The 24,241-nt window shown below is 68.6% G+C and carries 22 protein-coding genes; 7 read left to right on the top strand and 15 right to left on the bottom strand.

Annotation, left to right across the window (positions count from 1 at the left end):
- Position 1: 1 nt before the first annotated feature.
- The 3 genes from H5407_RS18290 to H5407_RS18280 form a co-directional block, all read right to left on the bottom strand.
- The gene (locus H5407_RS18290) at positions 2 to 535 is read right to left on the bottom strand and encodes a GNAT family N-acetyltransferase (protein ID WP_183105927.1); all 534 of its coding nucleotides are present in this window, start codon (positions 533 to 535) and stop codon (positions 2 to 4) included.
- A 61-nt stretch (positions 536 to 596) separates the two neighbouring features.
- Positions 597 to 1,922 (bottom strand): Hsp70 family protein, encoded by a 1,326-nt coding sequence (locus tag H5407_RS18285; protein ID WP_183105926.1) that lies wholly within the window; start codon positions 1,920 to 1,922, stop codon positions 597 to 599.
- A gap of 91 nt (positions 1,923 to 2,013) precedes the next feature.
- The gene (locus H5407_RS18280) at positions 2,014 to 3,330 is read right to left on the bottom strand and encodes a D-amino acid dehydrogenase (RefSeq protein WP_183105925.1); all 1,317 of its coding nucleotides are present in this window, start codon (positions 3,328 to 3,330) and stop codon (positions 2,014 to 2,016) included.
- A gap of 193 nt (positions 3,331 to 3,523) precedes the next feature.
- On the opposite strand from H5407_RS18280, the gene H5407_RS18275 reads away from it, so the two are divergent.
- Both H5407_RS18275 and H5407_RS18270 read left to right on the top strand, forming a co-directional pair.
- Positions 3,524 to 4,480 carry a LysR family transcriptional regulator ArgP gene (locus H5407_RS18275; RefSeq protein ID WP_183105924.1) on the top strand — a complete coding sequence of 319 codons (957 nt, stop codon included), beginning with the start codon at positions 3,524 to 3,526 and terminating at the stop codon, positions 4,478 to 4,480.
- Between the two features lie 297 nt (positions 4,481 to 4,777).
- Positions 4,778 to 5,005: a hypothetical protein gene (locus tag H5407_RS18270; RefSeq protein WP_183105923.1), complete on the top strand. Its 228-nt coding sequence runs from the start codon at positions 4,778 to 4,780 to the stop codon at positions 5,003 to 5,005.
- A 62-nt stretch (positions 5,006 to 5,067) separates the two neighbouring features.
- Here the strand turns inward: H5407_RS18270 and H5407_RS18265 are convergent, their stop codons facing one another.
- From H5407_RS18265 to H5407_RS18250, 4 genes are all read right to left on the bottom strand, one after another.
- The gene (locus H5407_RS18265) at positions 5,068 to 5,490 is read right to left on the bottom strand and encodes a universal stress protein (RefSeq protein WP_183105922.1); all 423 of its coding nucleotides are present in this window, start codon (positions 5,488 to 5,490) and stop codon (positions 5,068 to 5,070) included.
- Between the two features lie 117 nt (positions 5,491 to 5,607).
- The gene (locus H5407_RS18260; protein ID WP_183105921.1) at positions 5,608 to 6,381 is read right to left on the bottom strand and encodes a metallophosphoesterase; all 774 of its coding nucleotides are present in this window, start codon (positions 6,379 to 6,381) and stop codon (positions 5,608 to 5,610) included.
- 98 nt (positions 6,382 to 6,479) lie between these two features.
- Positions 6,480 to 7,235 (bottom strand): YecA family protein, encoded by a 756-nt coding sequence (locus H5407_RS18255; RefSeq protein WP_183105920.1) that lies wholly within the window; start codon positions 7,233 to 7,235, stop codon positions 6,480 to 6,482.
- 34 nt (positions 7,236 to 7,269) lie between these two features.
- The gene (locus H5407_RS18250) at positions 7,270 to 8,205 is read right to left on the bottom strand and encodes a LysR family transcriptional regulator (protein WP_183105919.1); all 936 of its coding nucleotides are present in this window, start codon (positions 8,203 to 8,205) and stop codon (positions 7,270 to 7,272) included.
- A 121-nt stretch (positions 8,206 to 8,326) separates the two neighbouring features.
- Here H5407_RS18250 and H5407_RS18245 point away from each other — a divergent pair, with 121 nt between their 5' ends.
- Positions 8,327 to 8,566 carry a hypothetical protein gene (locus tag H5407_RS18245; protein ID WP_183105918.1) on the top strand — a complete coding sequence of 80 codons (240 nt, stop codon included), beginning with the start codon at positions 8,327 to 8,329 and terminating at the stop codon, positions 8,564 to 8,566.
- Positions 8,567 to 8,749: 183 nt separating this feature from the next.
- The gene (locus tag H5407_RS18240; RefSeq protein WP_183105917.1) at positions 8,750 to 8,968 is read left to right on the top strand and encodes a hypothetical protein; all 219 of its coding nucleotides are present in this window, start codon (positions 8,750 to 8,752) and stop codon (positions 8,966 to 8,968) included.
- 103 nt (positions 8,969 to 9,071) lie between these two features.
- Here H5407_RS18240 and H5407_RS18235 read toward each other — a convergent pair whose 3' ends face one another.
- Positions 9,072 to 10,940 (bottom strand): phosphoenolpyruvate carboxykinase (GTP), encoded by a 1,869-nt coding sequence (locus H5407_RS18235; protein ID WP_183105916.1) that lies wholly within the window; start codon positions 10,938 to 10,940, stop codon positions 9,072 to 9,074.
- 427 nt (positions 10,941 to 11,367) lie between these two features.
- On the opposite strand from H5407_RS18235, the gene tssA reads away from it, so the two are divergent.
- Entirely contained in the window at positions 11,368 to 12,423 is a 1,056-nt protein-coding gene (tssA, locus tag H5407_RS18230) for a type VI secretion system protein TssA (RefSeq protein WP_183105915.1), read from the top strand.
- 94 nt (positions 12,424 to 12,517) lie between these two features.
- Here the strand turns inward: tssA and H5407_RS18225 are convergent, their stop codons facing one another.
- The 4 genes from H5407_RS18225 to H5407_RS24730 form a co-directional block, all read right to left on the bottom strand.
- The gene (locus H5407_RS18225; protein WP_183105914.1) at positions 12,518 to 13,333 is read right to left on the bottom strand and encodes an OmpA family protein; all 816 of its coding nucleotides are present in this window, start codon (positions 13,331 to 13,333) and stop codon (positions 12,518 to 12,520) included.
- 4 nt (positions 13,334 to 13,337) lie between these two features.
- A complete protein-coding gene (tagF, locus tag H5407_RS18220) occupies positions 13,338 to 14,333 on the bottom strand; it encodes a type VI secretion system-associated protein TagF (protein WP_183105913.1) in 996 nt (331 codons plus the stop codon).
- A gap of 3 nt (positions 14,334 to 14,336) precedes the next feature.
- A complete protein-coding gene (gene tssM, locus H5407_RS18215) occupies positions 14,337 to 18,176 on the bottom strand; it encodes a type VI secretion system membrane subunit TssM (protein ID WP_183105912.1) in 3,840 nt (1,279 codons plus the stop codon).
- A gap of 286 nt (positions 18,177 to 18,462) precedes the next feature.
- Entirely contained in the window at positions 18,463 to 19,293 is an 831-nt protein-coding gene (locus H5407_RS24730; RefSeq protein ID WP_310737669.1) for a M15 family metallopeptidase, read from the bottom strand.
- Between the two features lie 179 nt (positions 19,294 to 19,472).
- On the opposite strand from H5407_RS24730, the gene H5407_RS18205 reads away from it, so the two are divergent.
- The gene (locus H5407_RS18205) at positions 19,473 to 20,360 is read left to right on the top strand and encodes a hypothetical protein (protein WP_183105910.1); all 888 of its coding nucleotides are present in this window, start codon (positions 19,473 to 19,475) and stop codon (positions 20,358 to 20,360) included.
- 153 nt (positions 20,361 to 20,513) lie between these two features.
- Here the strand turns inward: H5407_RS18205 and icmH are convergent, their stop codons facing one another.
- From icmH to tssJ, 3 genes are read right to left on the bottom strand one after another with little or no spacing between them, the layout of a single operon-like run.
- Positions 20,514 to 21,284 (bottom strand): type IVB secretion system protein IcmH/DotU, encoded by a 771-nt coding sequence (icmH, locus tag H5407_RS18200; protein ID WP_183105909.1) that lies wholly within the window; start codon positions 21,282 to 21,284, stop codon positions 20,514 to 20,516.
- Positions 21,281 to 22,624, bottom strand: coding sequence for a type VI secretion system baseplate subunit TssK (tssK, locus tag H5407_RS18195; RefSeq protein ID WP_183105908.1), 1,344 nt, complete (start codon positions 22,622 to 22,624; stop codon positions 21,281 to 21,283). The genes icmH and tssK overlap by 4 nt, the downstream gene beginning before the upstream one ends.
- Positions 22,625 to 22,664: 40 nt before the next feature.
- Complete coding sequence (gene tssJ, locus H5407_RS18190) at positions 22,665 to 23,312, bottom strand: type VI secretion system lipoprotein TssJ (RefSeq protein ID WP_183105907.1); 648 nt, start codon at positions 23,310 to 23,312, stop codon at positions 22,665 to 22,667.
- A gap of 338 nt (positions 23,313 to 23,650) precedes the next feature.
- Here tssJ and H5407_RS18185 point away from each other — a divergent pair.
- A partial coding sequence (locus H5407_RS18185) for a tetratricopeptide repeat protein (RefSeq protein ID WP_183105906.1) occupies positions 23,651 to 24,241 on the top strand: 591 nt, incomplete at its 3' end.

The raw sequence follows: 24,241 nt of genomic DNA, 5'->3' as shown, positions 1-24,241 counted from the left end.
TTCAAGGTTTCCGTGGAGAGGTCGCGCACAGGAGGGGCTTGGACAGCTGAATCATCAGCGTGCCCGTCAGGTCGTTGGGGCCCTGGTCGGTCTGCGCATAGCCGTGGCGGCCGTACAGCGCGATCAGCGGCCGGTTGGTGGACGAGGTCCAGGTGCAACACTTCGGCAGGCCCTGGGCGAGGAACCAGTCTTCGGCACAACGCAGCAGCCGGGTGGCCAGGCCGGCGCGCCGGTGGGTGGGCCAGACGAAGGTGGTGGAGATGAGCCCGAAGCGCGCCACGACTGGCCCTTCGATGCGGAAGATGGTGTGGGCCAGGACCTCGCCTCGCGCATCGACGGCCAGCACGACGCGGGCCTGGGTCTGGGCCGGATCCAGGTGCCAGCGCACGCGATCGCGCAGCCAGTCCAGGGAGTACATCGCCGTGCCGCGGGCCTCGCCCTCGACCTCGATGAGGGTCTGGCGCATGCCCTGGGCGACCCGATCGATCTCGTCGTGGCGGGCGGGGTCCAGGTCGCGGAGCAGGGCGTTCTGCATGGTCGGCGGTGCGTGGCTAAGCCTTGCAATCTAGCAGGGACGGCGGCGCACCTGCAGAGGGTCAGGACGGGGTGTTGAACAGGCGCGCGGCGTGCAGTCCCAGTCCGCTGGCTACCGAGGCGAAGGCATCGCCCTGGATTCGGCGGGCCGCGGGGTAGTCGGCCGCGATGCGCTCGGCCAGGGGCAGCAGGCCGGTGGAGCCGCCGGTGAAGTAGAGGGCGTCGATCTGCTCGGGCCGCAGGCCTGCCAGGGCCACAGTCTCGCGGCCGGCCGCGGCGATGCGCTCGATGTCCCGGCCCAGGGCCTGCTGCGCCCCCTCGGCGCTGAAGCCGACGGCCAGGCCAGGCTCGATCAGACCCAGGTCCACCGAAACCTCGCCGCCGGCCGCCACGGCGATCTTGGCATCCTCGGCGCGGCCGGCCAGCTCATGGCCCATGCGGTCTTCCAGCACCGTCATGAGACGGTCGTGGTGGCGCGTGTCGCCGTAGAAGCTGCGCATGCCGCGTAGCTCGGCCACGCGCAGCGGGCTGTAGACGGTGTTGATCAGGTGCCAGGTGGCCAGGTCGAAGTAGACGCCGCTGGGCACCTCGCGCGGGGTCTGGCCGGGCTTGGCCGGCCCCAGGCTGCGATAGCCGAATTCCGGCAGGATGGCGGCCAGCTCCACGTGGCGATCGAAGTCGGTGCCGGCGATGTGGACGCCGTGGCTGGCCAGGATGTCCTCGCGGCGGTCCAGGCGCGCCATGCGCTCCGGGCCTACACGCACCACCGAGAAGTCCGAGGTGCCGCCGCCGATGTCGGCCACCAGGACCCGCTGCTCGCGCGGCGCCTGGCGCTCGTAGTCGAAGGCCGCGGCGATGGGCTCGAACTGGAAGTGGATGTCGGTGAAGCCCACCGCGCGGGCGGCGGCCTCCAGAGAGGCCTGGGCGGCGGCGTCGCGCGCGGGCTCGTCATCGACGAAGAAGACCGGGCGTCCCAGGACCACGTGCTCGATGGCATGGCCGGCGCTGGCCTCGGCCTGGCGCTTCAGGCGCTTGAGGTAGCCGGCCAGCATGTCGAAGTACTTCACACCGCGACCGCCGCCCACGTCCGTGGTCTGGTCGATCAGGGCCGAGCCCAGGATGCTCTTCATGGAGCGCATCAGGCGGCCGTCAGCCCCTTCCACATAGGCGGCCAGCGCGGCGCGGCCGAAGGCGCGGGGCGGGCCGTCGGCGTCATGGCGGCCTTCGGCGAAGTAGAAGACCGCCGTGGGCATGGTCAGCCGCCCGGCTTCGAGCTCCACCAGGCGCATGGGCCCGTTGCCGCCGCCTTCGTCGGGGATGGCGATGGCGGAATTGGAGGTGCCGAAGTCGATGGCACAGAAGCCAGTGGCGCGAGAGAAGGCAGACATGACAGCGCCCAGAAATGCAGAAGCGGGGCGCGGATTGTAGTCATGCCGCCCGTGCCGGCCCGGACCGGACCCGCAGGCGGGCCAGGCCGCCTCAGGCCGTGGCCATGCGCCGCGCGGGTGCGGCGGGCAGGGCGTCGCCGTAGAAGCCGAAGCCTTCCAGGGCGGGGCGCTTGCCGCTGAGCAGCTCGGCGAGGGCACGGCCGGAGCCGGCGCCATGCGTCCACCCCAGCGTGCCGTGGCCGGCGTTGAGCCAGAGGTTGGACACCTTCTTGGAGCGGCCGATGTAGGGGATGTTGGTCGGCGTGCTGGGGCGCAGGCCGGTCCAGTAGTTGCGCTCGCCGAGATCGGCCACGCCGGGGAAAAGCTCCTCGTAGCGCTTGACCAGGGCGTCGCAGCGCACGCGCGAGGTGGGCGTGTCCAGGCTGGTGTCCAGGCCCACCAGCTCGGCAGTGCCGGCGATGCGCACGTAGTCGCCCAGGCGGGAGATGGCGATCTTGCGGGTGTCGTCCAGCAGGCTGACCACGCTGGCCTGCTCGGGTTTCTTCAGGCGCAGGGTCGCCGAGTAGCCCTTGGCGGGATAGATGTTGAGGCACTCGCCCAGGGGCTTGAGCAGCTGGGGCGTGTACGAGGCCATGGCTGCGACGAAGGCATCGCCCTTCAGCACCGACTTCTGGCCACTGCGCACATGAGCGATCTGCGCGCCGCTGATGGCCTGGCCCTCGCGCTGCAGGGCAAGGATGTCGTGGCCGTACAGGAAGGTGGCGCCGCGTGCGACGCAGGCCTGGGCCAGCTTTTGCGTGAAGACGCGGGCGTCGCCTGATTCGTCGCTTGGAGTGAAGGTGCCGCCGAAGATGTTGTTGCCAAAGGCGCGCAGGGCGGGCTCGACCTTGAGCACCTCGTCGCGGCTCAGCACGCGGCGGTCCACACCATGGGCGCGCATCACCTCCGCGCCGGCGGCGCCGGCGTCGAAGTCGGCCTGGCTGGAGAAGAAGTGCAGGATGCCGCGCTCCAGGCGGTCGTACTCGATGCCCGTCTGCGCTACCAGGGACTTCAGCGATTCATGGCTGTAGCGGCCCAGGCGCACCAGTTGCTCCACATTGCGCTCGAAGGCGGCATTGGTGCACTGGGTCAGGAAGCTCAGGCCCCAGCGCCATTGGGCGACTTCCAGGCGCGGGCGGAACAGCAGGGGGGAGTCGTCGCGCAGCAGCCACTTGGCCACCTTGAAGGGCGCACCGGCATTGGCCCAGGGCTCGCAGAAGCTCACGGAGATCTGCGCGCCGTTGGCGAAGCTGGTCTCCATGGCTGCGTCTTCCTGGCGGTCGATCACGATCACCTCGTGCCCTTCCTCCAGCAGATACCAGGCGGTGGCGACGCCGATGATGCCTGCACCCAGAACGACGACTTTCATCTGTACTGCTCCTGCGAAGGAAGCCCGCGGGCGGGATTCCCGAATGATCGACGCTTGTGCGACCGAGTTGAAGGGGGGGAGAGGGCCGGAAACCGTCGCGGGCGTGAGGCTCGACACGGCTGGCGCATTGTCTGCAGCCTGACGCAAGTCAAGAAGCGCCATTCATATTTCTCGCGCTACATTAATTGGACTTATGAAAGACCTGGATTCAGCCGGACTGGACTGTCTCGCCGCTCTGGCGGACGAGCGCAGCTTCGAGCGTGCCGCCCAGCGCCTCAGCGTCACGCAGAGCGCGGTGTCCCAGCGCCTGCGCAGCCTTGAGGCTCAGGTCGGCCAGCTGCTGGTGGTGCGCTCCCGGCCCCTGCGCCTCACTGAGCCGGGCAAGGTGCTGCTGCGCTTCGCCCGCCAGCTCCAGGCTCTGCGCACCGACGTCGCCCGCGAGCTGGGCAGCCAGGTGACGCCGCACGAGCGTCTGCCCATCGCCGTCAATGCCGACAGCCTGGCGACCTGGGTCCTGCCTGCGCTGGACGACCTGGTGCAGCAGGGCCTGCGCGAAGGCTTCGGCCTGGAGCTGATCGTCGATGACCAGGATTTCACCCACGACTGGCTGCGCCAGGGCGAGGTGCTGGGCTGCGTCAGCACCGTCAAGCAGGCGCTGCGGGGCTGCGTGGTCCAGCCGCTGGGGGTGATGTCCTATGTGGCCGTGGCCAGCCCGGACTTCGTCGCCCGCCAGCTGCCTGCCGGCCTCAACGAGGCCAATTTTTCCCAACAGCCCTTCCTGGTCTTCAACCGCAAGGACGACAACCAGGTGCAATGGATCAGCAAGGCCTTCGGCGTGCGCCATCCACGCCTGAAGGAGCGCTATGTGCCGTCCAGCGACGCCATCGTGCGTGCCGCCTGCATGGGCTGGGGCATCGCGGTGGTGCCGGAGCTGCAGGTGCGCGAGCGGGTGCGCAAGCGGCAGCTGCAGCCCCTGCGGCCGGAGGTCAGCGTCGATCTGACGCTGTACTGGCATCAATGGAAGCTGGTCAGTGACGCGGCCCCAGCGCCCGGGCGCGTCGCGCTACTGGACCAGGTGGGACTAGCGCTCAGCGCCGGCGCCAAGGGGGCGCTCAAGTCGCTGCATCCGCGCCGCCGGTCCGCCGGCTAGGCGCGCGAGACCCCTCGGGCTGCCGGCTCGGCAGCAGGCATTCCCTTTCGGACGGGCCGGCCCAAGTTCACCGGGAATGCACGGATGACATCGGCAACAAAGCCATGCAGTTGCATCACTTTGAAAGCGCGTGAGTTTTTGCCAACTGCCTGTCGTTTTCCACCCAATTTGGGGGTATCTGCGGGCGCTGGGACGCGCACACTGGAACCCTGCGTGATCCAGCGCAATACGCGCTGAAAACGCGATGGAATCGGGCCTCCAGCCCGTTTCGCACCCAGCTGTTAGACGAGGTCCACCATGCGATTTGCCCCTGCCGCCGCGCTGCGTTTCTTCCGCCGTCAGCCCAGCAATCGCCCGGTCCAGGACCCGGCGGACATGGGCACGGCTTTCGGCCTTGAGGCGACCCTCGAGGACGAGGCTGACTCATTTCGACGCACCAGCGACTACCAGACCCTGGAATCGACCCAGACGGTGCCGGTGAATGGCAGCGAGTCGCCGCTGGCCTGGCTGCACCGGCGGGCCTAGCGCCGATCGGGAACCAGGCCTGCGCCGGCCGGCCTCGCCTGATGGCGGCGAGGGTGGCGCCGTCAGCGCACCAGCAGGACGGGCACGTCCGTCTGGCTCATGACCTTGGTGGCCACCGAGCCCAGCACCAGATTGCCCAGGGTGCCATGGCCGTGCGAGCCCATCAGCAGCAGGTCGAACTTGCCCTTGTTGGCGGCGGCACTGACGACCTCAGCGGCCGGACCCACCTTGCTGATGAACTCGGCGCGCACCTTCTGCTTCTCGAAGAAGGTCCGCACGGTCTTGAGCACCTTTTCGGCCTCATCGTCGTAGTAGGACTTGAGAACGGCCTTGTCCAGCACCGCCGCGGCGCGGGGCGGCACGGCAGGCACCGCATGCAGCACCGTGTATTGGTGGGCGCTGCCCAGCCATTCGTCGTGCGCAACCAGGTAAGCCAGCATGCGCTTGGTATAGGAACTGCCATCGACGGCCACCAGTATCTTCATGCCATATCTCCCCGCCTGCCCAGGCGTTTTGTGAATGAAGGTGAAGACTGCAGTCTGGCACAGACCCGGGGTCGCAGATTGACACATCTCAAGCGCCGGAGGCGGTTGGTCCGGTCTTCAGACCTCGGCGCAGCGCAGGGGATCGTAGTCCGCCGCCTCGCCCTTGCGGCCGTGCCCGCGCGCATTGCAGAGCACGCGGGTCTGACCCAGGGCGTGGCTCACGCGGTAGTCGTGGCGGCAATGCAGATGGCCGTGGATCCACAACTGCACGCCGGGCATCAGGGCCTCGTCGTCGTTGCAGAAGCTGGCCGTGCCGGGCTGCTTGCCGTAGCGCGGGTCGGCGCTCTTCAGGCTGGGGGCGAAGTGGGTGATGACCACGGTGGCGTCCGCCGACTCGCCGCCGGTCACCGGCAGCGTGCACTCCAGCCAGGCGCGGTTCTGCAGGCCCAGACGGCGCACGGCCTCGGCGTCGAAGGGCTGGCCATCCAGCCGGGCCGCCATGACCCGCTGGAAATAGCCGGCTGCCCGCATGGCGCGCTCGCGCTGGGCGCTGCCGAAGACATCGAAGTCGCTCCAGCGCGTGGAGCCCAGGAAGCGGATGCGGCGCCCGGCGGCGTCTTCCAGCACCAGGGCCTCGTCATCGAGCATGCGCAGTCCCAGGCGCTCGCATTCGCGTCGCAGGGCCGGGCCGGTCTCGCGGATCTCCCGCTGGTCATACTCGTGGTTGCCGGGCACGAAAAGCACCGGCACGGGCCAGCCCGCGAAGGCCGAGAGGCCGCGCCACGTGCTATCGACGTCACCGGCCAGGACCAGCAGCTCGGCGCCGGCGGCCGGCTGAGGTTCGAAGGCCTCGGTCTCCATGTGGAGGTCCGAGAGGATCTGCAGCTTCATGGGAGCCTCATGGCGACGGTCATGGCGACGGTCATGGCGACGGGCACGATGGCGTCATTGCTGCCATGCGAGCCCGCGCCAGGGCAGGCCTCCGGCGCTCAGTTGGCGCCGTGGCACTGCTTGTACTTGCGACCCGAGCCACAGGGGCAGGGATCGTTGCGGCCGACCTTGGGCGTGTCGCGGCGCACGGCCTCGACCTTGTAGCGCAGGTCGGTGGTGAGGTCGTAGAGGTCGGCCACGTTGACCACCAGGTCCTCAATGGCGTCATCAATGTCCTTGAGCGGATGCTCGCGGTCCAGGGTGGCGACGACTTCCTTCTCCTCCGGCGTCTCGGCCGGCAGGTGACGGTACAGACGCGCCAAGGCGTTCATCACGCCTTCGTCGTCCAGTTCTCCCAGCTCGGGGAAGCACAGGGCGGCATGCTGGAAGCCGGCTACCCAGGGCAGCAGGGTGCGGGCGATGGGTGTGAGTTGCTCGTCATCGGCTGCGTCAGCCTCGGGCTGCTCGCCGGCCTCGGCCGCGGCGGCGGCTTCGGCGTCGAGGTCCAGCACGACTGGGTCGAACCAGCCATGCTCGGCCAGGCTGCGGTTCAGGGCGGCATGGCGGCGCAGCACCAGCTCGTGGATGCGGGCCAGCCAGGCGGGGTCGGCATCGGCCGGCAGTTCGCCGCCGTCGTAGTCGAAGATGGGCGGCAGCCATTCTTCGACCTCGATCAGGCGGGGCTGGACCAGCACGCCGCAGAGATAGCCGTCCAGCATGGAGGCATCCAGGGCTTGCAGGGGCGCGGGCGTGGTGGCCAGCAGTTCGTCGAGTTCGGCGAACTCGGCGTCGTTCAGGTCGGCGATCTTGCTCATCCGGCAATTGTCGCCGATCGCCATGGCCGCTCGCTCAGGCTGCTGCCAGTGCCGCGGCCAGCAGCAGGCGCTCGCGCAGCCAGCGTTGGGGCGGGCGGTCTTCGTTGCGCATGTGCCAAAGCATGTCCACGTGTACCGGCGCGAGAGCGAAGGGCAGGGGGCGCTCGATCAGGTCGCGCTTGTAGCCGGTGGCGCTCACAAAGCGCGCAGGCAGCACCGTCAATAGGTCGGACTGGGCCACCACGCGCCCTGCGGTGAAGAATTGGTTGACCGTCAGCACGATGCGCCGGCTACGGCCCAGCGCGGCCAGGGATTCATCGACAAAGCCATGCGGGCGCCCGGAAAAGCTCACCAGCAGGTGATGGGCGGCGCAGTAGGTCTCCAGGTCCAGGGATGCCTGGGCCAAGGGATGGTCGCGCCGCATCACGCAGACGTACTGGCTCTCGTACAGGCGATGCTGGCGGATGGCCGCCAGCTGGCCCTGGCCCTGCAAAGCGGCGACAGCCTGGGGAAAATAGCCCAGGGCAAAGTCCGCCTCGCCCTGTTCCAGCAGACTGCGGGGATCGCGGGTGGTCAGCGGCAGCACATGGACGCGGGCGCGGGCCTGCTGCGCTTCGAGATCAGCCACCAGCGGAGGCAGCACCAGGGCGGCGGTGGCGTCGGCCATGGCGATCTGGAAGGTGGCGTCCTCGCTGGCGGGCAGGTACTCGCGCGGATCCAGCACGGCGCGCAGGCGATCCAGGGCCTGGCGCACCTCCGGCCACAGCCCCTCCGCGCGCGAGGTGGGTTTCATGCCAAAGGCCTGGCGGACGAAGAGCTCCTCGCCCAGCGCCTCCCGCAGGCGCTTCAGCGCATGGCTGACCGCCGGCTGGGTCATGGCCAGGCGCTCGGCGGCCCGGGTAAGGTTGCGCTCGGCCATCACGGCATCGAAGACGCGCAGCAGGTTGAGGTCCAGGTTGCGAAAGCTCATATGAACATTGCTTATAGAGCAAATTCAAACAATTCATTTGGAGAATGTCTAGGGTTTACCCCAGAATTCATCCCATCGCACCACGCCCTGGTGCCTGAAACACCCACAAGGAAGTGAAATCATGAGCGTCGCCACCCAAACCTTCGGTCTGCCCCTGCATCGCACCGTTCGTCATGGGGGTTCCTTCGCTGCCATCGGCGCCCGCCTGTGGCTGAGCCTGATCGCCAAGGTCCAGGCTCACCTGGCTGCCGCCAAGGCTGCCCGCGAAGAGCGCGAACTGCTGGCCCTGGCCGCCCAGTACGAAGACAGCATGCCCAGCTTTGCTGCCGAACTGCGCGCCGCCCACGCCCGCAAGGACTGAGTCTCCTGCAACGGCCTTCGTGCCGTCTTGCTCTGTTGAGCCTGCCCGCTGATGAAGCCGGCAGGTTTTTTTGCGTCTGATCGCGGCCTGGGCCGCCAGCGAGGATTCCCTGATCTGCGCCGCTAACAAGAAAGTTACGCTCCTTGGGTCACCGCTTAGGTGACGTCAATCGTGGAGGAGCATATGAAGCGCAAATGGATGGCCCTGGGTCTGGCCCTGGTCGCGACTCTGGGTCTGAGTGCGGCGTGGGCGCGCCCCAGCTATGGCGTCAGGCTGGAATTCCTGGACGGCCAGGGCCAGGTCGTGGGCGGGCTGGCTCGTAGCTGTATCGGGCAGACCTACGACCGCTGGGGCAGTGTCACGGTGAACCAGCGTGTCGTGGATTCCTGGGAATGCCCTTGAGCGGATTCGAGCCTGAATCCGGACCTGAGTCAGGCCGGCAGTAAAAAAGCCCGCTCGGATCCGAGCGGGCTTTTCGTGGTCGGTAGGCGCAGAGGCCGGGTGCTTACTCAGCGGCCAAGCGCTGCTCGATCTTGGCCTTGGTGGCCGGCAGTTCGGCGGGCAGGTGGTAGGCCAACTGGGTGAAGAGCTCCTCGTGCAGCTTCAGCTCGGCGGCCCAGTCGGCCTTGTCGATGCGGGTCGCGACGTCGAATTGCTCCTTGGTGAAGCTGAGGCCTTCCCAGTTCAGGTCTTCGTAGCGCGGGGTCACGCCGAAGACGTGTTCCTCGCCGGACTGGCTGCCGGTCACGCGGTCCAGCATCCACTTCAGCACGCGCATGTTCTCGCCGTAGCCGGGCCAGACGAACTTGCCGTCGGCGCCCTTGCGGAACCAGTTGACGCAGAAGATCTTGGGCAGGGTGGCGCCGCCATCGGCCAGCTTCTTGCCCAGGTCCAGCCAGTGCTGGAAGTAGTCGGCCATGTTGTAGCCCATGAAGGGCAGCATGGCGAAGGGGTCGCGCCGCACCACGCCTTGCTGGCCGGCGGCCGCGGCGGTGGTCTCGGAGCCCATGGTGGCAGCCATGTAGACGCCTTCCACCCAGTCACGGGCCTCGGTCACCAGGGGCACGGTCGTCGAACGGCGGCCGCCGAAGATGAAGCCGTCGATGGGCACGCCGGCCGGATTGTTCCAGTCGGGGTCCAGGGCCGGGTTGTTGGTGGCGGCCACCGTGAAGCGGGCGTTGGGGTGGGCGGCCTTGGCGCCGGTCTCCTTGGCGATGGCGGGCGTCCAGTCCTTGCCCTGCCAGTCGATCAGGTGGGCCGGCGGGGTGTCGGTCATGGACTCCCACCAGACGTCACCATCGTCGGTCAGCGCGACGTTGGTGAAGATGACATCCTGGTTCAGGCTGGCCATGCAGTTGAAGTTGGTCAGCGTGTTGGTGCCGGGGGCTACGCCGAAGTAGCCGGCTTCCGGGTTGATGGCATAGAGGCGGCCGTCGGGGCCGGGCTTGATCCAGGCGATGTCATCGCCCACCGTGGTCACCTTCCAGCCGTCGAAGGCCTTGGGCGGGATCAGCATGGAGAAGTTGGTCTTGCCGCAGGCGCTGGGGAAGGCGGCGGCAAAGTGGTACTTCTTGCCCTCGGGCGAGGTCAGGCCCAGGATCAGCATGTGCTCGGCCAGCCAGCCTTGGTCACGCCCCATGGTGGAGGCGATGCGCAGCGCGAAGCACTTCTTGCCCAGCAGGGCGTTGCCGCCGTAGCCCGAGCCATAGGACCAGATCTCACGGGTCTCGGGGTAGTGGACGATGTACTTGGTCTTGTTGCAGGGCCACTTGACGTCAGCCTGGCCGGATTCCAGCGGGGCGCCCACGGTGTGCACGCAGGGCACGAATGGGCCGTTGTCGCCCAGGACGTCAAGGACGGCCTTGCCCATGCGGGTCATGATGCGCATGTTGACGGCCACATAGGGGCTGTCGGAGAGCTCAACGCCGATGTGGGCGATGGGCGAACCGATGGGGCCCATGCTGAAGGGCACGACGTACAGCGTGCGGCCCTTCATGGCGCCCTTGAAGAGGGCCTTGTCACCGGTCTGCAGCAACTCGCGCATCTCGGCCGGGGCCATCCAGTTGTTGGTGGGGCCGGCGTCTTCCTTGTTCTGCGAGCAGATGAAGGTGCGGTCTTCCACGCGGGCGACATCGCTGGGGTCGCTGCAGGCGAGGTAGCTGTTGGCGCGCTTGGCGGGGTTGAGTTTCTTGAAGGTACCGGCGTCCACCAGTTGCTGGCAGAGGCGGTCGTACTCTTCCTGGCTGCCGTCGCACCAGTAGACGTCCTTGGCCTGTGTCAGGGCGGCAATCTCTGCCACCCAGGCGATCAGGCGCTGGTGCTTGACATAGGCGGGCACGTTCAGGCGCAGCCCTTCCATCACGGGTTGATTCATGGCAAGTCCTTCAATGTTGAAAAGCAGAATTGGGTCAGGCTCGGGCGGCGGCCCCAGGGCTGGAAAGCGTGGGGATGCGCGGGCCGGGCCTGGCCCAATGCCGCTCCGAAAACGCAGCCGGATCGCCGGCCTGCCTCTCGATGTCAGGCACTTGCCGAGCCTCATGTTCAGCCCGGCGGGGAGTCCATCGCCGGGTCGCGGCGGGTGGGGGATCGATTGTCACCGCAATGTAATCACGCTGTAACTCCACCGCTGACACGCATTCATGCGTTTCAGGAATAGATACCGCAGCTTCAGGCATCGGAAGCCCGGGGACGGTCGCCAGGGCGACAGTCCGTGGATCGCCCCGTAACTTTTCCATACAGCACCGGCCGGGGGGGCTTCGGACAATCCAGGCTCCGCCTGCTCCCCTGAGCCTCCAGACACCATGCAAAGCCTGCTCGGCCCCATCTCCCCGGACCAACCGGCCGGCGAGGATCTCTCCTTCTCCCCCGAGTTCGACACCATCCAGCGCCTGCGGGAGCAGGACGATCCCAGCCTGGACCAGGGCGAATGGGTCACCAGCCTGCGGGTGGCCGATTGGCCTGCCGTCCTGAAGCAAAGTGAGCAGTTGCTTACGAAACGAAGCAAGGATCTCCGCCTGGCCAGTTGGCGGCTCGAAGCCCTGGGTCATCTGGAAGCCTGGCCGGGGCTGGCCCGGGGCCTGCGGGACTGGGTGGACCTCTGCGAGGCCTTCTGGGCGGAGCTCCATCCTCGGGTCGAGGACGGCGACTGGGACGAGCGAGCCGGCGTACTGCGATGGCTGCTGCAGACCGTCGAGCGTGGCGCGCAGCAGGCCCGACTGCTGGGCCGGGGGCGCGAGGCCTACAGCCTGCAGGACCTGGCCGCCGCCCGCCACTGGGCCCAGCGCCTGGAGCGCGATCCCCAGCTGCAGCAACAGGCGGACGAGACCCAGCCCACGCCGGACCGGGTGGCCAAGGCCCTGAAGGATACGCCGGCGGTGCAGTTGCAGCAGGCCCGTGCTTCCGCCGAGCAGGTCATTGACGAGTTGCGCCGCCTGCAGTCCTGGGTGGATGCCGCCATGGGCGCGGAGGCTCCCGGCTTCAGCAAGACCCTGGACCAACTGGACGACGCCCGCCGCCAGATCGACCGCACTTTGCGTGAGGCCGGGCTGGCGCCAGACGGCGGTGCACCCTTGCCCGTGGCGGTCGAGCCGCTGGACGCGAGTGCCGCGTCACCGAGCGCCGTTGCCGCTGTTGCTGCGGGGCCTCTGCAGAGCCGGCAGCAGGCGCTGCAGCAGCTGCGCGAGGTGGCGGCCTTCTTCCGCCGTACCGAGCCCCATAGCCCGGTGGCCTACCTGGCGGACAAGGCCGCGCGCTGGGGCGACATGCCCTTGCACGAGTGGCTGCGCCATGTGGTCAAGGATGGGGGCACCCTGGGCGCCCTGGAGGAGCTTCTGGGCACCGAGCCGCCCCAGGAATAAGCAGGCCCAGGCAGGCCCGCAACCTCTGGGGGCTGCCGCGAGGACATGGCGACGGGCAGGCAGACAAGGGGGGCGCTGCCGGGCAGCCCGGGACTCAGATCCCGGCGCGGAACTCGATCCGGCGGTTGCGGGCTCGCCCCTCTTCCGTGGCATTGCTCGCCACCGGCTGGTCGGGCCCCATGCCGTCGATGGACAGTTGCTGCGCCGGCAGACGATGCTTTTGCACCAGGTACTGCCGCACGGCGTCGGCTCGTGCCAGTGACAGCGTGATATTGCTCGCCCGTTCACCCTGGCCATCGGTATGGCCGACGATCTGCACGCGCTTGCCCTGCACGGTTTGAAGTACGCCGCCGATTTCGTCAAGCAGGGCCATGCCCTGCGGTCGCAGCACGGCACTGCCGGGCTCGAACTCGACGATCCGGCCGGCCAGCACCTGATCGAGCTGGCCCTGCTCCGTACTGCCCACGCGCAGGGCGTTCTTGAGGCTGTAGGCCCCGTTGAGCTGCTGGGAGAGCGACTGAGCGACATCCTGGCGCAAGGCCTCGGAGGCGACCTCGCCCTGCAGCTCGACTTGCTGGCCGCGCACGATCAGCTGGCCATTGCGCACCTGCTTGAGCAGGGGATCCGCGAGCAGCTTCTGCACATGCTGCAGCCAGTTGGGCGGCATCTGCACGCCGGCGACCTGGAGTTCGTTGACCACCTGGTCGGCACCGTACTGGTCGCGCAGGCGCTGCAGCACGGCGGCCTTGGTGGCCTCGTCAGGCACCTCGCCGCTGGCGACGACGGGACGCGCGGCCCTGGTTGGGGGCACGGCTGCCGGTGCGCTCCAGGCCTGCAGGGCCAGCGCGGCGAGACCAAGGCCCAGTCCCAGGTCCAGGACCCGCGTGCGGGAGATCGATCGCTTCACCATCTGTTTACCGTCCATCATTGCTAAACACGGTCTCGAAGCCGCGCAGCACCTCGCGCAGCGAGAGCCCGGGATGCTCCAGCTCCGCGGACCATCGCATCAGTTCACGCCATTCCCCCAGGCAGTCATCCACCCACAGAGGCTCGTCCAGGCTGATCATGTCTTCCTGGGCCATGTCGGGATGAAGGGCGGCGCAGAGCGCCCGCGTGCTGGCGCCATGGAAGCTCAGCATCAGCCATTGGGGCGCGCGCCGCGGCAGCATCAGGGCCAGCTCCACGCCATGCTGCTGGACCTGGCTGGCCAGCAGGCGCAGCCAGAAGGCCAAGGCCTGGCTGCGCAGCGGTTCCGCTGTAGGCATGGGCAGCTGAAGGCCCTTGGCCAGGGCCTGCGGCCCCTCCTCGCGCAGGGGCTCCAGCAGAATGCCCAGGGCAATCACGCAGCGGCGCAGGTCCACCCGCCGGCCATCACTGGACATGGCCAGTTCCAGGTCCAGCAGCCCCTGCTCCTCCAACAGGGCCTGCCACTGCGCGCGGCAGGCGGCATCGACGGGCGGCACTTCCAGGGCCTGGGTGCGCCCCATCAGCGCCTGGACGGCCTCGTAGCTGTCCGCCCGCACCAGGGACTGTCCCAGCGTTTCCAGCGTCTCCCAGGCCGGACCCAACTGCAGGCTGCCCTCGCCGAGCCAGCTCATGGGCTGGGAGGTCGGGAACTGCGCGGTCATGGAGAAGGGGAAGAGCCGGCCGGAGGCGTCCTGGCTGGCGCGGATCTGGCCCAGCAGGCCAACCTGGCTGCGGGAGCCCAGCACGGCGAAATCCACCGGCGGGCAGTCTTCCCACAACAGGCGCCAGCGCACGTCGTGGGCCAAGCGCGCCAGGGTCTGGGAGAACCAGGGATCCAGGCGGGCGATCAGTGCCTGGCCGTTGCTGGAGCGTATGAAGTCGCCGCGGCAAGGCAGCTTGCCGAAATAGATCAGGGGCCAGGCGGAGGCCAGAGTGGTCAGCATCGCTCAGCCCCCGTTTGCCGGCGTGGTGGGCGCGGCCCCGGCGCTGGCCTGGCGGGCTTCCCCGCCCAGCTGGCCGACCACTTGGGCGGGAAGGGTCAGACCCCGCAGGGCCGCCATGCCGCTCATGCCGGGCGATGCGCCCGCGGTGGCCGGTCCGCCAGTGCCGGCAGCCTGGCGCACCAGGCGCAGCATCACGGCCACGCTGAGCTTGCCCTGGGTCCAGCGCAGCTCATGCAGACCCTCGGGCGTCTTTCGCTTCTGGGCGGCCTCCACCATGCGCTGGAGCCCCATGCCGCCGGGTTCTTCCAGGAAGCTCACCGGACGACCCTCAAAGTCCACACCGCTGATCTTCACACCGGGCGCCCCCTGGCGCGAGGGCGAGACGAAGCTGACCCACTGCGGCGCGCTGTTGCGGTAGCGCAGGACCTGGCCGTCGATTTCCAGCGTGTATTCGCTCAGGCCGGGTGCGGGCAGGGCCTGGATCTCGAACTGCGTGGCGTCGGCGGCCGCCGCACCTCCCCCTGCACCGCCGCCGGCCGCTGCCGAGCCACCCGCGGCCTCACCGCCTGCCATCCAGCTGCCGAAGGCCGAGCTGAACTCGGGCAGCAGGCGGATTCCCTGCTCGCCCCAGGTGCGGGCCTGCAGGGTGTCGCCGCGGCGATTCACCAGGCCGGCCAGAGTCTGGTCGGCGAACTTGGCGATGGCACCCTGGGCGCCGAAGACCTTGGCGATGTCGGCCGGCGCCGCCTCGATGCGCGAGCTGGAGGAGAACGGGTACTTGCCGGCCAGCTGCTTCTGGAAGGGTTCATAGACCTGGGCTTGCCAGACGCGGTTGATTTCCTGCTCGGCGGTCGGCACCAGCACGGCGAAGGACTGTTGCAGGGGCCTCACCAGCATGGGTCGCAGCACGGCGCGGGTACTGTCAGGCATGCCGCTGAGCATCTGCTCGTCCACCAGCTTGAGTGCGTCCACCAGCTCCGAGCCCTGGCCTTCCAGCGTCAGCTGCAGCAGTTGGCGCGCGGCAGGGCCGGGGTCGCCCTGGTTCTTCATCTGGTTGAAGCGCGCACGCAGCTTGCCCAGCGATTCCAGATAGGACTTCAGCAGGGCGGACTGGCCATCGGCCGCCACCATCACCCGCTGCAGGCTGCCGAATTCCTTGCCGATGGGCCCCAGGGCGATCTCGGCCTTGGGCGCCTCCAGTTTCACCTCGACTTGCACCGGGGCCTGGCCGAAGAGGCGTTGCTTGATCCAGTTCAGCACGCCTTCACGGCCTTCGGACAGCTTGCCATTGAGCAGGCCGGGGTTGTCCCAGGCGGTCTCGTCCCAGACGCGCTGCAGCACTTTGCCGATCGGCGACTGCTGAGGGTCGCCCAGCACGTTCATCTGCTGCTGGGCCTGCTCGAAGCTTGCGAACTCCGGCACGCTGATGTCCTGCACGAAGCGACGCCACTCGGATGCGTACTCCGCCTTGTAGAGCTGGACCAGGGCCCGCTTCACCTGCTCGGGGCTGCCCTCCAGCGTGAGGTCGTCGCGCTGAGCCGTCTTGAGGACCCAGTCCTCGGCTTGCAGCTCCTTGTTGGCCGCATCGTCGATGGCGGACTGCACATAGCCGGTCCAAGCCTCGCGGGTGAAGGCGCCGCTGACCACGCGGCTGCCCTGCAGGCTGCTGCGGCCGGCATCGCCCACGATACGAGCCACGGACACTGGCGCATACCGTGCGGCGGCTCGTGCGCGGATCTCGGCATAGACGCGCTCGCGCGCCGGCAGACCCTTGACGACCTGGCGCAGCAGCTCGCGAGACTGATCGACCAGACTGTGATTCATGGCCACCGCCGGGAAGCCGGGCCGGTTCAGCTGCGTGCCCATGAAGGCCAGCAGCTTTTCCGCGCCCCGCACCAGCTCCTCGCGCGACTGGCCTTCGCGGTTGGCCTCCAGCCACTGGCGCCAGAAGCGCGTGACCTGGTCACTGAACACGCTGGGCTCGATGCGCTCGGGCTCGGCCAGCATCAAGTAGGCCTTGAGGGCGTTGTAGGCTTCATCGGCATTGAGCGCCGAGGCCTGCTGGTACAGCGTGGATGCGGGCCGCTGTGCCACGGCGGCAGGGGCCGCGCCGGCCGGGGCTGAGGCGCCTGCCGCCGGAGTGGCCGCCTGCAGGTCATGCGCGCTGTGGCGCGCAACCTCGCGCAGATAGGACTCCATTTCACCGGCAGCCGGCTTGAGCACCAGCTCCTTAAGGCCTGCCAGGTACTCGCGGCGCAACTGCTGCTCCACTGCCTGGCCTTGGAACAGGCCGAAGGACAGGCTCCAGGGGCGTTCACGCTGCAGGGTCTCCAGCTGGGCCAGGCGGTCGGAGATGAGCTCCAGCGCCTCCATGCGCGCGGCCACGTCGGTGCGGCCCTTTTGCAGCATCTGGACCTTCTCGAGGTCGGCCTGGACGCTGGCCACCCACTGGCGGTTGCCCATATAGGACCAGGTCCAGAGGCTCAGCAGCAGGCCCAGGGTCAGGGCGCCGCCAGCGAAGCTGGCCATGCGCAGCCGGACCTTGTGGCGCGAGGTGTACTGGCGCACCAGGTTGCGGTCTTCGAAAATGACCTTGGTGAACAGGTCCTTGAGGAACATGCCCTGGGCTGTCGGGGCCTGCTTGCGCAGCGCGGGCAGTGAGCCGCTGAGGCGAAAGCGCTGGGCGACCTTCTCGGCGCAGCTGCTGCGCGACTCTCCTTCGATCACCGCGCAGGTGAAGTAGAAGCCGCGCAGCACCGGGCAGAACTGGTACGGATTGTCCTCGAACAGGGTGGCCACGAAGCTGCGCAGGGCGGGCTTCAGGGAGGCGAACTCGTCAGGGAAGGCCAGCAATCCGGGGGGCAGCTCCTCGCCGCGATGCAGGCTCAGGCGCGCCACGCTGGCGGCTTTCAGGCCATCGACCAGGGTGTCGAAGTGGCTCTGGAATCGCTGCAGGGCCTGGGCGTTGGTCTGGTCGTCATAGGGCAGGGTGGCCCCCCAGGCCTTTTCCTGCTCCTCCGCCTGGCTGCCCTCGAAGAACTCGGTGAAACCGGCGACCAGGTCCGCCTTGGTGAAGACCAGGTAGACCGGGGCCACCACCTCGAGCGTCTCGGTCAGCTCCTGCACGCGCTGGCGCAGTCGCTTGGCCAGATCGACGACGGCATTGGCGGGCTGCCCGCGCAGCTCCGCCAGGCTCACGGCGATCAGGATGCCGTTGATCGGCGCCTTGGGTCGGTGCTTGCGCAGCAGGCCCAGGAAGCTGCGCCACTCGGCGCGGTCTTCTTCGTAGACCGAATAGCGGCCCGCCGTGTCCAGGAGGATGCCCTGCGAGGTGAAGAACCAGTCGCAGCTGCGGGTGCCGCCCACGCCCTGGATGATGTTCTCCGAGGGGTCGCCCAGCGGGAAGTGCAGACCCGAGCGCGCCACCGCCGTGCTCTTGCCGGCCGCCGGGTTGCCGATGATCATGTACCAGGGCAGTTCGTACAGCGCCGCCGAGCCCCGGTGCTGGCCGATGCGGGAGGTTTTGAGCATGCGGATGGCATCGCGCATGCGCTCGCGCAGGTCCTGCGCCTCGGCCTGCTTTTGGGAGCCCAGCGCCTTGCCTGCGGCGACGGCCTGCTGGTCCACGGCCTGCTCCAGGGCCTGCGCGGCACGCCGTTCCTTGCGCCAGCGCAGCAGTTGCAGGCCACCCCAGGCCAGCACGGCCAGCAGCAAGATCAGCAAGGCCCAGTACAGCGCCAGCTGCAGCGTATCGGCCCCCAGGAAAAGAAAGGCTGCCAGTGCAGCCAGACCGATCACCGCGATCACCCGCGTGTCGAACAGAAAGGACCAGAGTCGTTGCATTTGCTAACCGATTTGTTGGCTGCCCGTTTGGCGACGGGTGCGCCCAGCCATCGCCTTGGCGGCGTGGCCCTCCCATGACGCGTGTGCCGGAATTCTTCTCGTCAGTTCATGCGAACCCTGCGTGGCAAGGGCCTGCCGCAGGACGGATGAATGCGCGGAAAGCCCCATGAACACGGGCCGCTGCGGGCGCAGTCTATCCAGCAGGTGTGCAATTCCGCACGCCTGCCGGCGTCAAGCTGTGAGGCGCTGTAACAATCGATGCAAGTCCTGCAATGGCTTGCAGGGCTCAGCCGGCGGTCGGCGCGGTGCTCTTCTTCTCTGGCACGGCCAACTCGACATGTCCATAGTCCCGCATGCGCCAGCGCCCGCCCCATCGCAGGCCGTAACGCTCGGATTCCTGACCAAACAATTCGTAACCTTGCGATGCCCAGGGATCGGCCTCGCTGATCACCAGCCGGCCTTCGCGAAGGAACGCGCTGTCGGCGGCCAGCCCATGTTGGTGGTAGCTCTGCATCGGGCCAGCCTGCGTGACCTGCGGACCCTGTCGCTGCAGCATGGCCTGGCGCTCCGGGCTGCGGTACCCCTCCAGCAGCACCATCTCGTAGCCCTGCTCGCGCATGGCCTTGTAGACGGCCAGCAGGCGCTGGCGGAAACCTGCGTCAAGCAGCTCCCAGCGGCGGTCGGCGCTGACGATCTCGACGGCCAGTCCCTCTGCCTGAGCGCGGGCGAAGACCTCCGGCGGCAATGGCGGGGGGGGCACCAGCTGTTCGCCGGCAAGCAGGGCGGCAAGGCGTTCGTCCTGCGTGCCGGGGGTCTGCTCCGGCAGGCTCAGACGCAGGCGCCAGCCGCTCAGCACGACCAGCAGGGGCGGCAGGGTCAGCAGGGCCAGTGCGGCCCACATCCAGGGTCGCAGGCGCTGCCGAAGGCCTCCGGCCTGGCGTTGCGGCCTGCCCGGCTGGGCGGAGGCCGACGCTGACCCCGCGGCGGCGAAGGCCGCGCTGCGGTCCACCGGCTCAGATCGACCCGAGGCGCTGCGAGCAGGGCGGTGGACGCCGAACCAGTAGATGCCCAGGCAGCTCAGTGCCACGACCAGCCAGACGAGGAGTGCAAATGTCACCGGGGTAACCAAGGGTAAGAAGCCACCTGCCGGCCTTCGCGGGTGCCGACAATTCAGCGCGCCCTGCGGCGCGCCGAGCATTCCACCATGAGCCCGCGGGCGCTGCAAACAGGAAATCGTGACCGCTTGCAGCGCTGCCGCGCACGTCCTGGCCGGACCTTGATCTGTTGGAGTCATTCTTGAGTCGACCTACCCTGCGAGCCACCACTGCGAATTCGGCCAACGCCGTGCGCACCAGCGCCCCCGAGCCGGGCGACGCCGATGCCGACGGTCTGCTGTCCGTGCTGTCCCTGGAGGACCTGCAGGCGCAGGCGCCGCGTCGCCGCAGCGGCGGTGCCATGGTCTGGGCGCTGGGCGCGGCGGCGCTGCTGTGCGGCCTTTGGCTGGCCTGGCTGCTGTGGCCCTCCAGCCCGGCGCGTGAGCCAGCGCCCGTGGCGCCTGAGCTGTCGATCCGCCCGGCGCCGCCCGCTGCCGTGGTCGCTCAGGACCCTGCACTGGGATCGCGTCCCGCGGCCATCATCGATGCGCCGCAGGACTCCGCTGTCGTCATGGCCCAGCCGGACAGTGCGGCCCTGAGCAGCCTGGCAAGCGTGCCGGCCCAACCCGCGAGTGCGGGTCAGCTGGCGCAAGCGATGCCTGCCGGCGCTGTCGGGACAGTGGCCCCGCAGGAGTCGGCCCTGGCTTCCCAGGCGTTGGCTCCGGCGGCGCCCGTGGCGGCTGCGGCCGTGCCCCGCGAGGCCAGGCGCGTGGGGCCCAAGGAGCAGACCAAGGAACAGAAGCGTGCAGCAGCCAAGGCTGAGGCTGCGCGCGGTCGCACGGCCGCGGGCAACGGCAAGCCGGCCGCCGCCGATCCGGATGCGCAGTTGCTGGCAGCCGTTGTCCAGCATCTGGACCAGCAGCAGGCGCCTCACGACTTCAATGAGAGCCCTGATGCGGCGCCCAAGGTGAGCCTGGCCCAATGCAAGGGCCTGCGAGGTGCCGATGCCAGCCAGTGCCGGGCCCAGGCCTGTGCCGGACGCTGGGGCGTGGACCGTGCCTGCCCGATGCGCAACGGCGGCAAGTCTTGATTCAAGCGGCTTGAGCCCGGGGTCCTGAGCCTCACCCAGGGGGCCAGGGTCGGGGTACTGCATGCCATCGGCAGGGGCCGGCAGGACAGCCGGCTAGTGCGGGCGGCCGTCTCTCGCGGCGGGTCTCCAGGGGGCGGCCGCGCCGCTGTCCCCTCAGGGGAGCTGGATGGTCACGTGGGCCTGGCGAGGTGGCAGCTGGACGAGCTGCTGGTAGGGGGCCAGGTCTTTCTCGGTCTGGTGTCGCAGACCGGTGCGCAGGCCGATGAAGGCCAGCAAGGCAAGCAGAGCGAAGCCGCTGGCCACCGCCCACACAGGAACCTCGGTGCGCAGCACGTGGATGATGCGGTCCGGGGCGCGCCAGAACGGTGCCAGCTCACGACGGCCGCCCTGGTGCAACTGGATCTCGTCGCCCAAGCGAGCGATCAGGAAGGCCAGCTTCTCCCGGCCTTCCAGCACATACATGCCCTGGAAGCCCAGCAGCAGGCACATCTGGTAGACCTCCAGGGAGGGCAGGCGGCGCGCGCCTTCGCGGCGCAGGTTCTCCAGCTGCTGGAAGAACTGGTCGCCGGCCAGCTGGTCCCCGAAGCACTCAAGCTGCAGCGGGCGCAGCTGCCACACGGCGGCGAGCGGGCCATGGCCCTGCAGCACCACTTCGTCCAGCAGTGCGCAGAAGGCGTACTTGCTGAGATGCACGTCCTCCGCGCTGGCGCCGCTGCGCTGGGCCTGGCGTTCGAAGTCCTGCATGAAGCGCAGGACGGCCTCGCGGAAGGCCTCGGCATCCGTGCTGCTCTGGCCGCTGCGCAGCAGGAAGATCAGCGTGAAGCCCTCGGCCATGAGGTCCACCAGGCGCGCCGGGCGCATGAGGGCGCCGGCAGGGGCGGTGGCGGGGCGTTCCGGGGTGAGGCTGGGGACGGCGGCGTTCATGGGTTGATGGCGATCAGATCGGTCTGGAGCTCGGGGATGCCCGAGGGTGCGTAGAGGCACAGCGCCCGGGCCTGCATCATGCGGTCATAAAGGGGGCCGCGCGCTTCGATCAGGAAGTAGTAGGTGTTGGGCTTTACCGGGACGGCCGAGGGCACCTGCGGCTGGTGCTGCAGGCGCAGTCCTGCCATGGCCGAGAGCACCAGCTTGGCGACGTCGTCCGGTGCGCCGATCTTGAGCCGCATGGGCATGGTCTCGACCAGCTCCTGTGGCGGCAGGCTGCAGCGGATGCCGAGCATGAGCTGGGTCTGTGCGCCGATGAAGTCGCTGTCCAGGCGCGCGTGCCAGTAGCCCGGACGCTGCTCAGTCAGGGCCAGGCTCAGATGGCGTGTGGAGATCACGGTGTCCAGCAGCTCGCGGATGATGAGCTCCAGCTTGTCGAAGCCTGCCCCCGGGTTCTCATGCTCGTAGACCGGCAGATCGGCGAGGCGGTAGGACTTGGCGAAGGTCAGCAGGGCGCCGGCCAGCGAGAGCAGGCCCTGGAACAGGCGCTCGGGATGCAGCTGCGGATGCCAGTGCAGGTGGGCCAGTTCGGCAAAGGCGCGACTGGCGGTGTGCAGCAGCCAGAAGGAGGCGACGTCGCCGGATCGGAACTCGATGAAGTCCTTGGAGGGCTCGCGATGGAAGCCGTAGAGCGCGTCCACCTTGGCCTGCAGCATGTCCAGCAGCTGGCGCAGGCGGCGTTGCAGCAGTGGGCTGCCTCGCAGCTGCAGCAGGGGCGGGACGAAGCCGGCGTCCAGTTCAAAGCCGCCGGCCGCGCCGCGGCGCACACGCAGCACTGGCAGCGTCACCAGGCCGGAGCGGGGTTCCAGCTCCGAAAGCAGGCGCAGGGACTTGCGCAGCACGGTCAGCTCGGCCTCGGCCGCCTGCGTGAAGATATCGCGGGCCGCTTGCTGATCCAGCACATAGCGTTCCGAGCGCGCCGCCTCGCGGCTGTCCGCCACATTGCTGCCGGCGCTTCGCAGGGGCGCCAGGGCAAGGTAGAAAACCATCTCGGTCTGCTGCACCGGCCAGTCCGCCAGGCTGACGGCGGCCGGCAGCTCATCCTCGGCGGGGGCATCCACGAGTTCGCCGTCAGGCATCACCACACGCAGCTCGTCCACACGGAGCAGTCCGGCGGCCAAGGACTCCTCGTCCACCTTCAGCTGCATCAGGCCGTGGGCATAGGGGTGCAGGGCGCGGCTCATCTGAACCAGGCGCCATTCGTGATAGGCGTCCTGTTGCTGGAAATGCTGCGGGCGAAGGAACAGCCCTTCGCCCCACAGTGGTTTGCTGGCTTGCATGAGGATGGGTCCGGGCTAGGCGGTTCTGGGGCAGGCGGGATCAGGAGCAGAAGGGCGGCGTGCTCTGGGCGAATGCGCGGTTCACGCCCACCGGCTCGCCCTGTTGCACGCTCAGCGCGCAGGCATGGGCGCCCAGGATCAGGCCCTGTGGCGAGAGACCCTCGGTCTTGAAGGCGTAGCGCCAGCGTTGCGGTGCTGGCGCCAGGAACAGGCCCACCACGCCCACGAAGGGTTGCTCGGGCTCGAAGCTCTCCTCGACGCGCAGCGCCTGCCCGGGCACGAGCTGCACGTCGCGCACGCTCAGCAGTTGTTCACCCAGCACTTCGCGCTCGCGCTCCTTGTTGCCGAAGGTGTCGTAGGGGGCGGAGAGAAAGGCGTCGGCCTGCTTGAGCTTGTAGATGCGGACCCAGAGCCCGAGCGAGCGGCCCTTGGCGTCCAGGTTCAGGGAGGGGCTGGCCTGAAGCCTGATAGGCAGGGGCAGGGCCTTGCTGACCGGTGGCTTGGGGGCTTCCGCCTTCTTCAGGACGCCGACGGCCTCCAGAGCCTTGTCGAGGGTTTCGCCGGGCGCGCTGGCGCAGCCCGTGAGGGCTCCTGCGCCCAACAGTGCCATGCCGGCGCCATAGACGCGCCACAGGCTGACCGCCTTCTCCATCCCCTGCGCTCCCTCGCTCTTGTCTCGGTACTTCACGGCACGGATTGTGAAGTGAGGGGCTGAGCCGGGGCCGCGCTAACTCGAAACAGAAGCGCATCAAGTTGTAGCGAAAAGCTACTGGCGTAACCCGGCCCGCAGAGGCGATTTACCTGCGTGTGATCGACGTTAGATGTGAAGTTGTTCACAAAACGTCCATTTACATCTGTAACCCCGGCGCCGCTGGGCCAGACCGTCGCCCACCAACAGAATCCACCGGGATCGCGCCGCCTCCTGCCCAGGCAGGGCGGCATCCACCCGAGCTTGAGTTCCGGGAACCGTCCGCCAGAGACGCCAACGGCACTCGCGACAGGCCCTGTTACGAGGGAGTTATCCATATGCAGTTCCATCTCGAGCCCCGTCTGCGGGCCCTTTGCCTCGCTCTTGCCGTCCTCGGTCTCTCCGCCTGCGAGACCATGCCCCGAGAGGGCAAGCCGGCCCCCGTCGCTGAAATTCCGCTGGACGTGCGCATCCAGGATGCCCGCAAGCTGCTGGCCGCCAATGACGTCGCGGGCGCGCAGTCCGCGCTGCAGGAGGCCGCTCGCCTGAACCCCGGCAGTGCGCGCCCCTGGCAGGTCCTGGCCCAGATGCATTTCGATGCCGGCAACTATGGCGCGGCCATCGTGGCCAGCCAGGAGGTGCTCGCGCGGGACGCCAACGACACCACTGCCAACAACATCATCGCCGTCTCCGGCCTGCGCTCGGCGGTTGCCGCCATCGCCTACCTGCGCCGCGTGGACGGCATCCACGGCAGCGCCCGCCAGGAATCCGAGCAACTGGCCGAGCGCCTGCGCGACACCCTGGGCCTGCCGGTGCTGGTGCCGGCCCCGGAGCCTGTGGTCGCCAAGCCGACCCCGAACACGCGCCGCGGCACGGTGAAGCCGGCAACGCCCGCCGCCACGGCGGCAGCACCTGCGAGCACCAAGCCC

Source organism: Mitsuaria sp. WAJ17 (assembly GCF_014174515.1).
In the GTDB taxonomy this organism is placed as follows: domain Bacteria; phylum Pseudomonadota; class Gammaproteobacteria; order Burkholderiales; family Burkholderiaceae_C; genus Roseateles_B.
The sequence above is the reverse complement of the archived record's forward strand: the minus strand, read 5'-3'. Positions and strand labels throughout refer to the sequence as shown.

Excerpts from the sequence above, each read along its gene's own strand:
- tssK (WP_183105908.1), bottom strand. The coding sequence starts at position 22,624 with ATGCAAGCCAGCAAACCACTGTGGGGCGAAGGGCTGTTCCTTCGCCCG.
- H5407_RS18285 (WP_183105926.1), bottom strand. The coding sequence starts at position 1,922 with ATGTCTGCCTTCTCTCGCGCCACTGGCTTCTGTGCCATCGACTTCGGC.
- H5407_RS18245 (WP_183105918.1), top strand. The coding sequence starts at position 8,327 with ATGAGCGTCGCCACCCAAACCTTCGGTCTGCCCCTGCATCGCACCGTT.
- H5407_RS18250 (WP_183105919.1), bottom strand. The coding sequence starts at position 8,205 with ATGAGCTTTCGCAACCTGGACCTCAACCTGCTGCGCGTCTTCGATGCC.
- H5407_RS18270 (WP_183105923.1), top strand. The coding sequence starts at position 4,778 with ATGCGATTTGCCCCTGCCGCCGCGCTGCGTTTCTTCCGCCGTCAGCCC.
- tssA (WP_183105915.1), top strand. The coding sequence starts at position 11,368 with ATGCAAAGCCTGCTCGGCCCCATCTCCCCGGACCAACCGGCCGGCGAG.
- icmH (WP_183105909.1), bottom strand. The coding sequence starts at position 21,284 with ATGAACGCCGCCGTCCCCAGCCTCACCCCGGAACGCCCCGCCACCGCC.
- tssM (WP_183105912.1), bottom strand. The coding sequence starts at position 18,176 with ATGCAACGACTCTGGTCCTTTCTGTTCGACACGCGGGTGATCGCGGTG.
- H5407_RS18290 (WP_183105927.1), bottom strand. The coding sequence starts at position 535 with ATGCAGAACGCCCTGCTCCGCGACCTGGACCCCGCCCGCCACGACGAG.
- tagF (WP_183105913.1), bottom strand. The coding sequence starts at position 14,333 with ATGCTGACCACTCTGGCCTCCGCCTGGCCCCTGATCTATTTCGGCAAG.
- H5407_RS18280 (WP_183105925.1), bottom strand. The coding sequence starts at position 3,330 with ATGAAAGTCGTCGTTCTGGGTGCAGGCATCATCGGCGTCGCCACCGCC.
- H5407_RS18255 (WP_183105920.1), bottom strand. The coding sequence starts at position 7,235 with ATGAGCAAGATCGCCGACCTGAACGACGCCGAGTTCGCCGAACTCGAC.
- H5407_RS18275 (WP_183105924.1), top strand. The coding sequence starts at position 3,524 with ATGAAAGACCTGGATTCAGCCGGACTGGACTGTCTCGCCGCTCTGGCG.
- H5407_RS18225 (WP_183105914.1), bottom strand. The coding sequence starts at position 13,333 with ATGGTGAAGCGATCGATCTCCCGCACGCGGGTCCTGGACCTGGGACTG.
- H5407_RS18260 (WP_183105921.1), bottom strand. The coding sequence starts at position 6,381 with ATGAAGCTGCAGATCCTCTCGGACCTCCACATGGAGACCGAGGCCTTC.
- H5407_RS18235 (WP_183105916.1), bottom strand. The coding sequence starts at position 10,940 with ATGAATCAACCCGTGATGGAAGGGCTGCGCCTGAACGTGCCCGCCTAT.
- H5407_RS18240 (WP_183105917.1), top strand. The coding sequence starts at position 8,750 with ATGAAGCGCAAATGGATGGCCCTGGGTCTGGCCCTGGTCGCGACTCTG.
- H5407_RS18265 (WP_183105922.1), bottom strand. The coding sequence starts at position 5,490 with ATGAAGATACTGGTGGCCGTCGATGGCAGTTCCTATACCAAGCGCATG.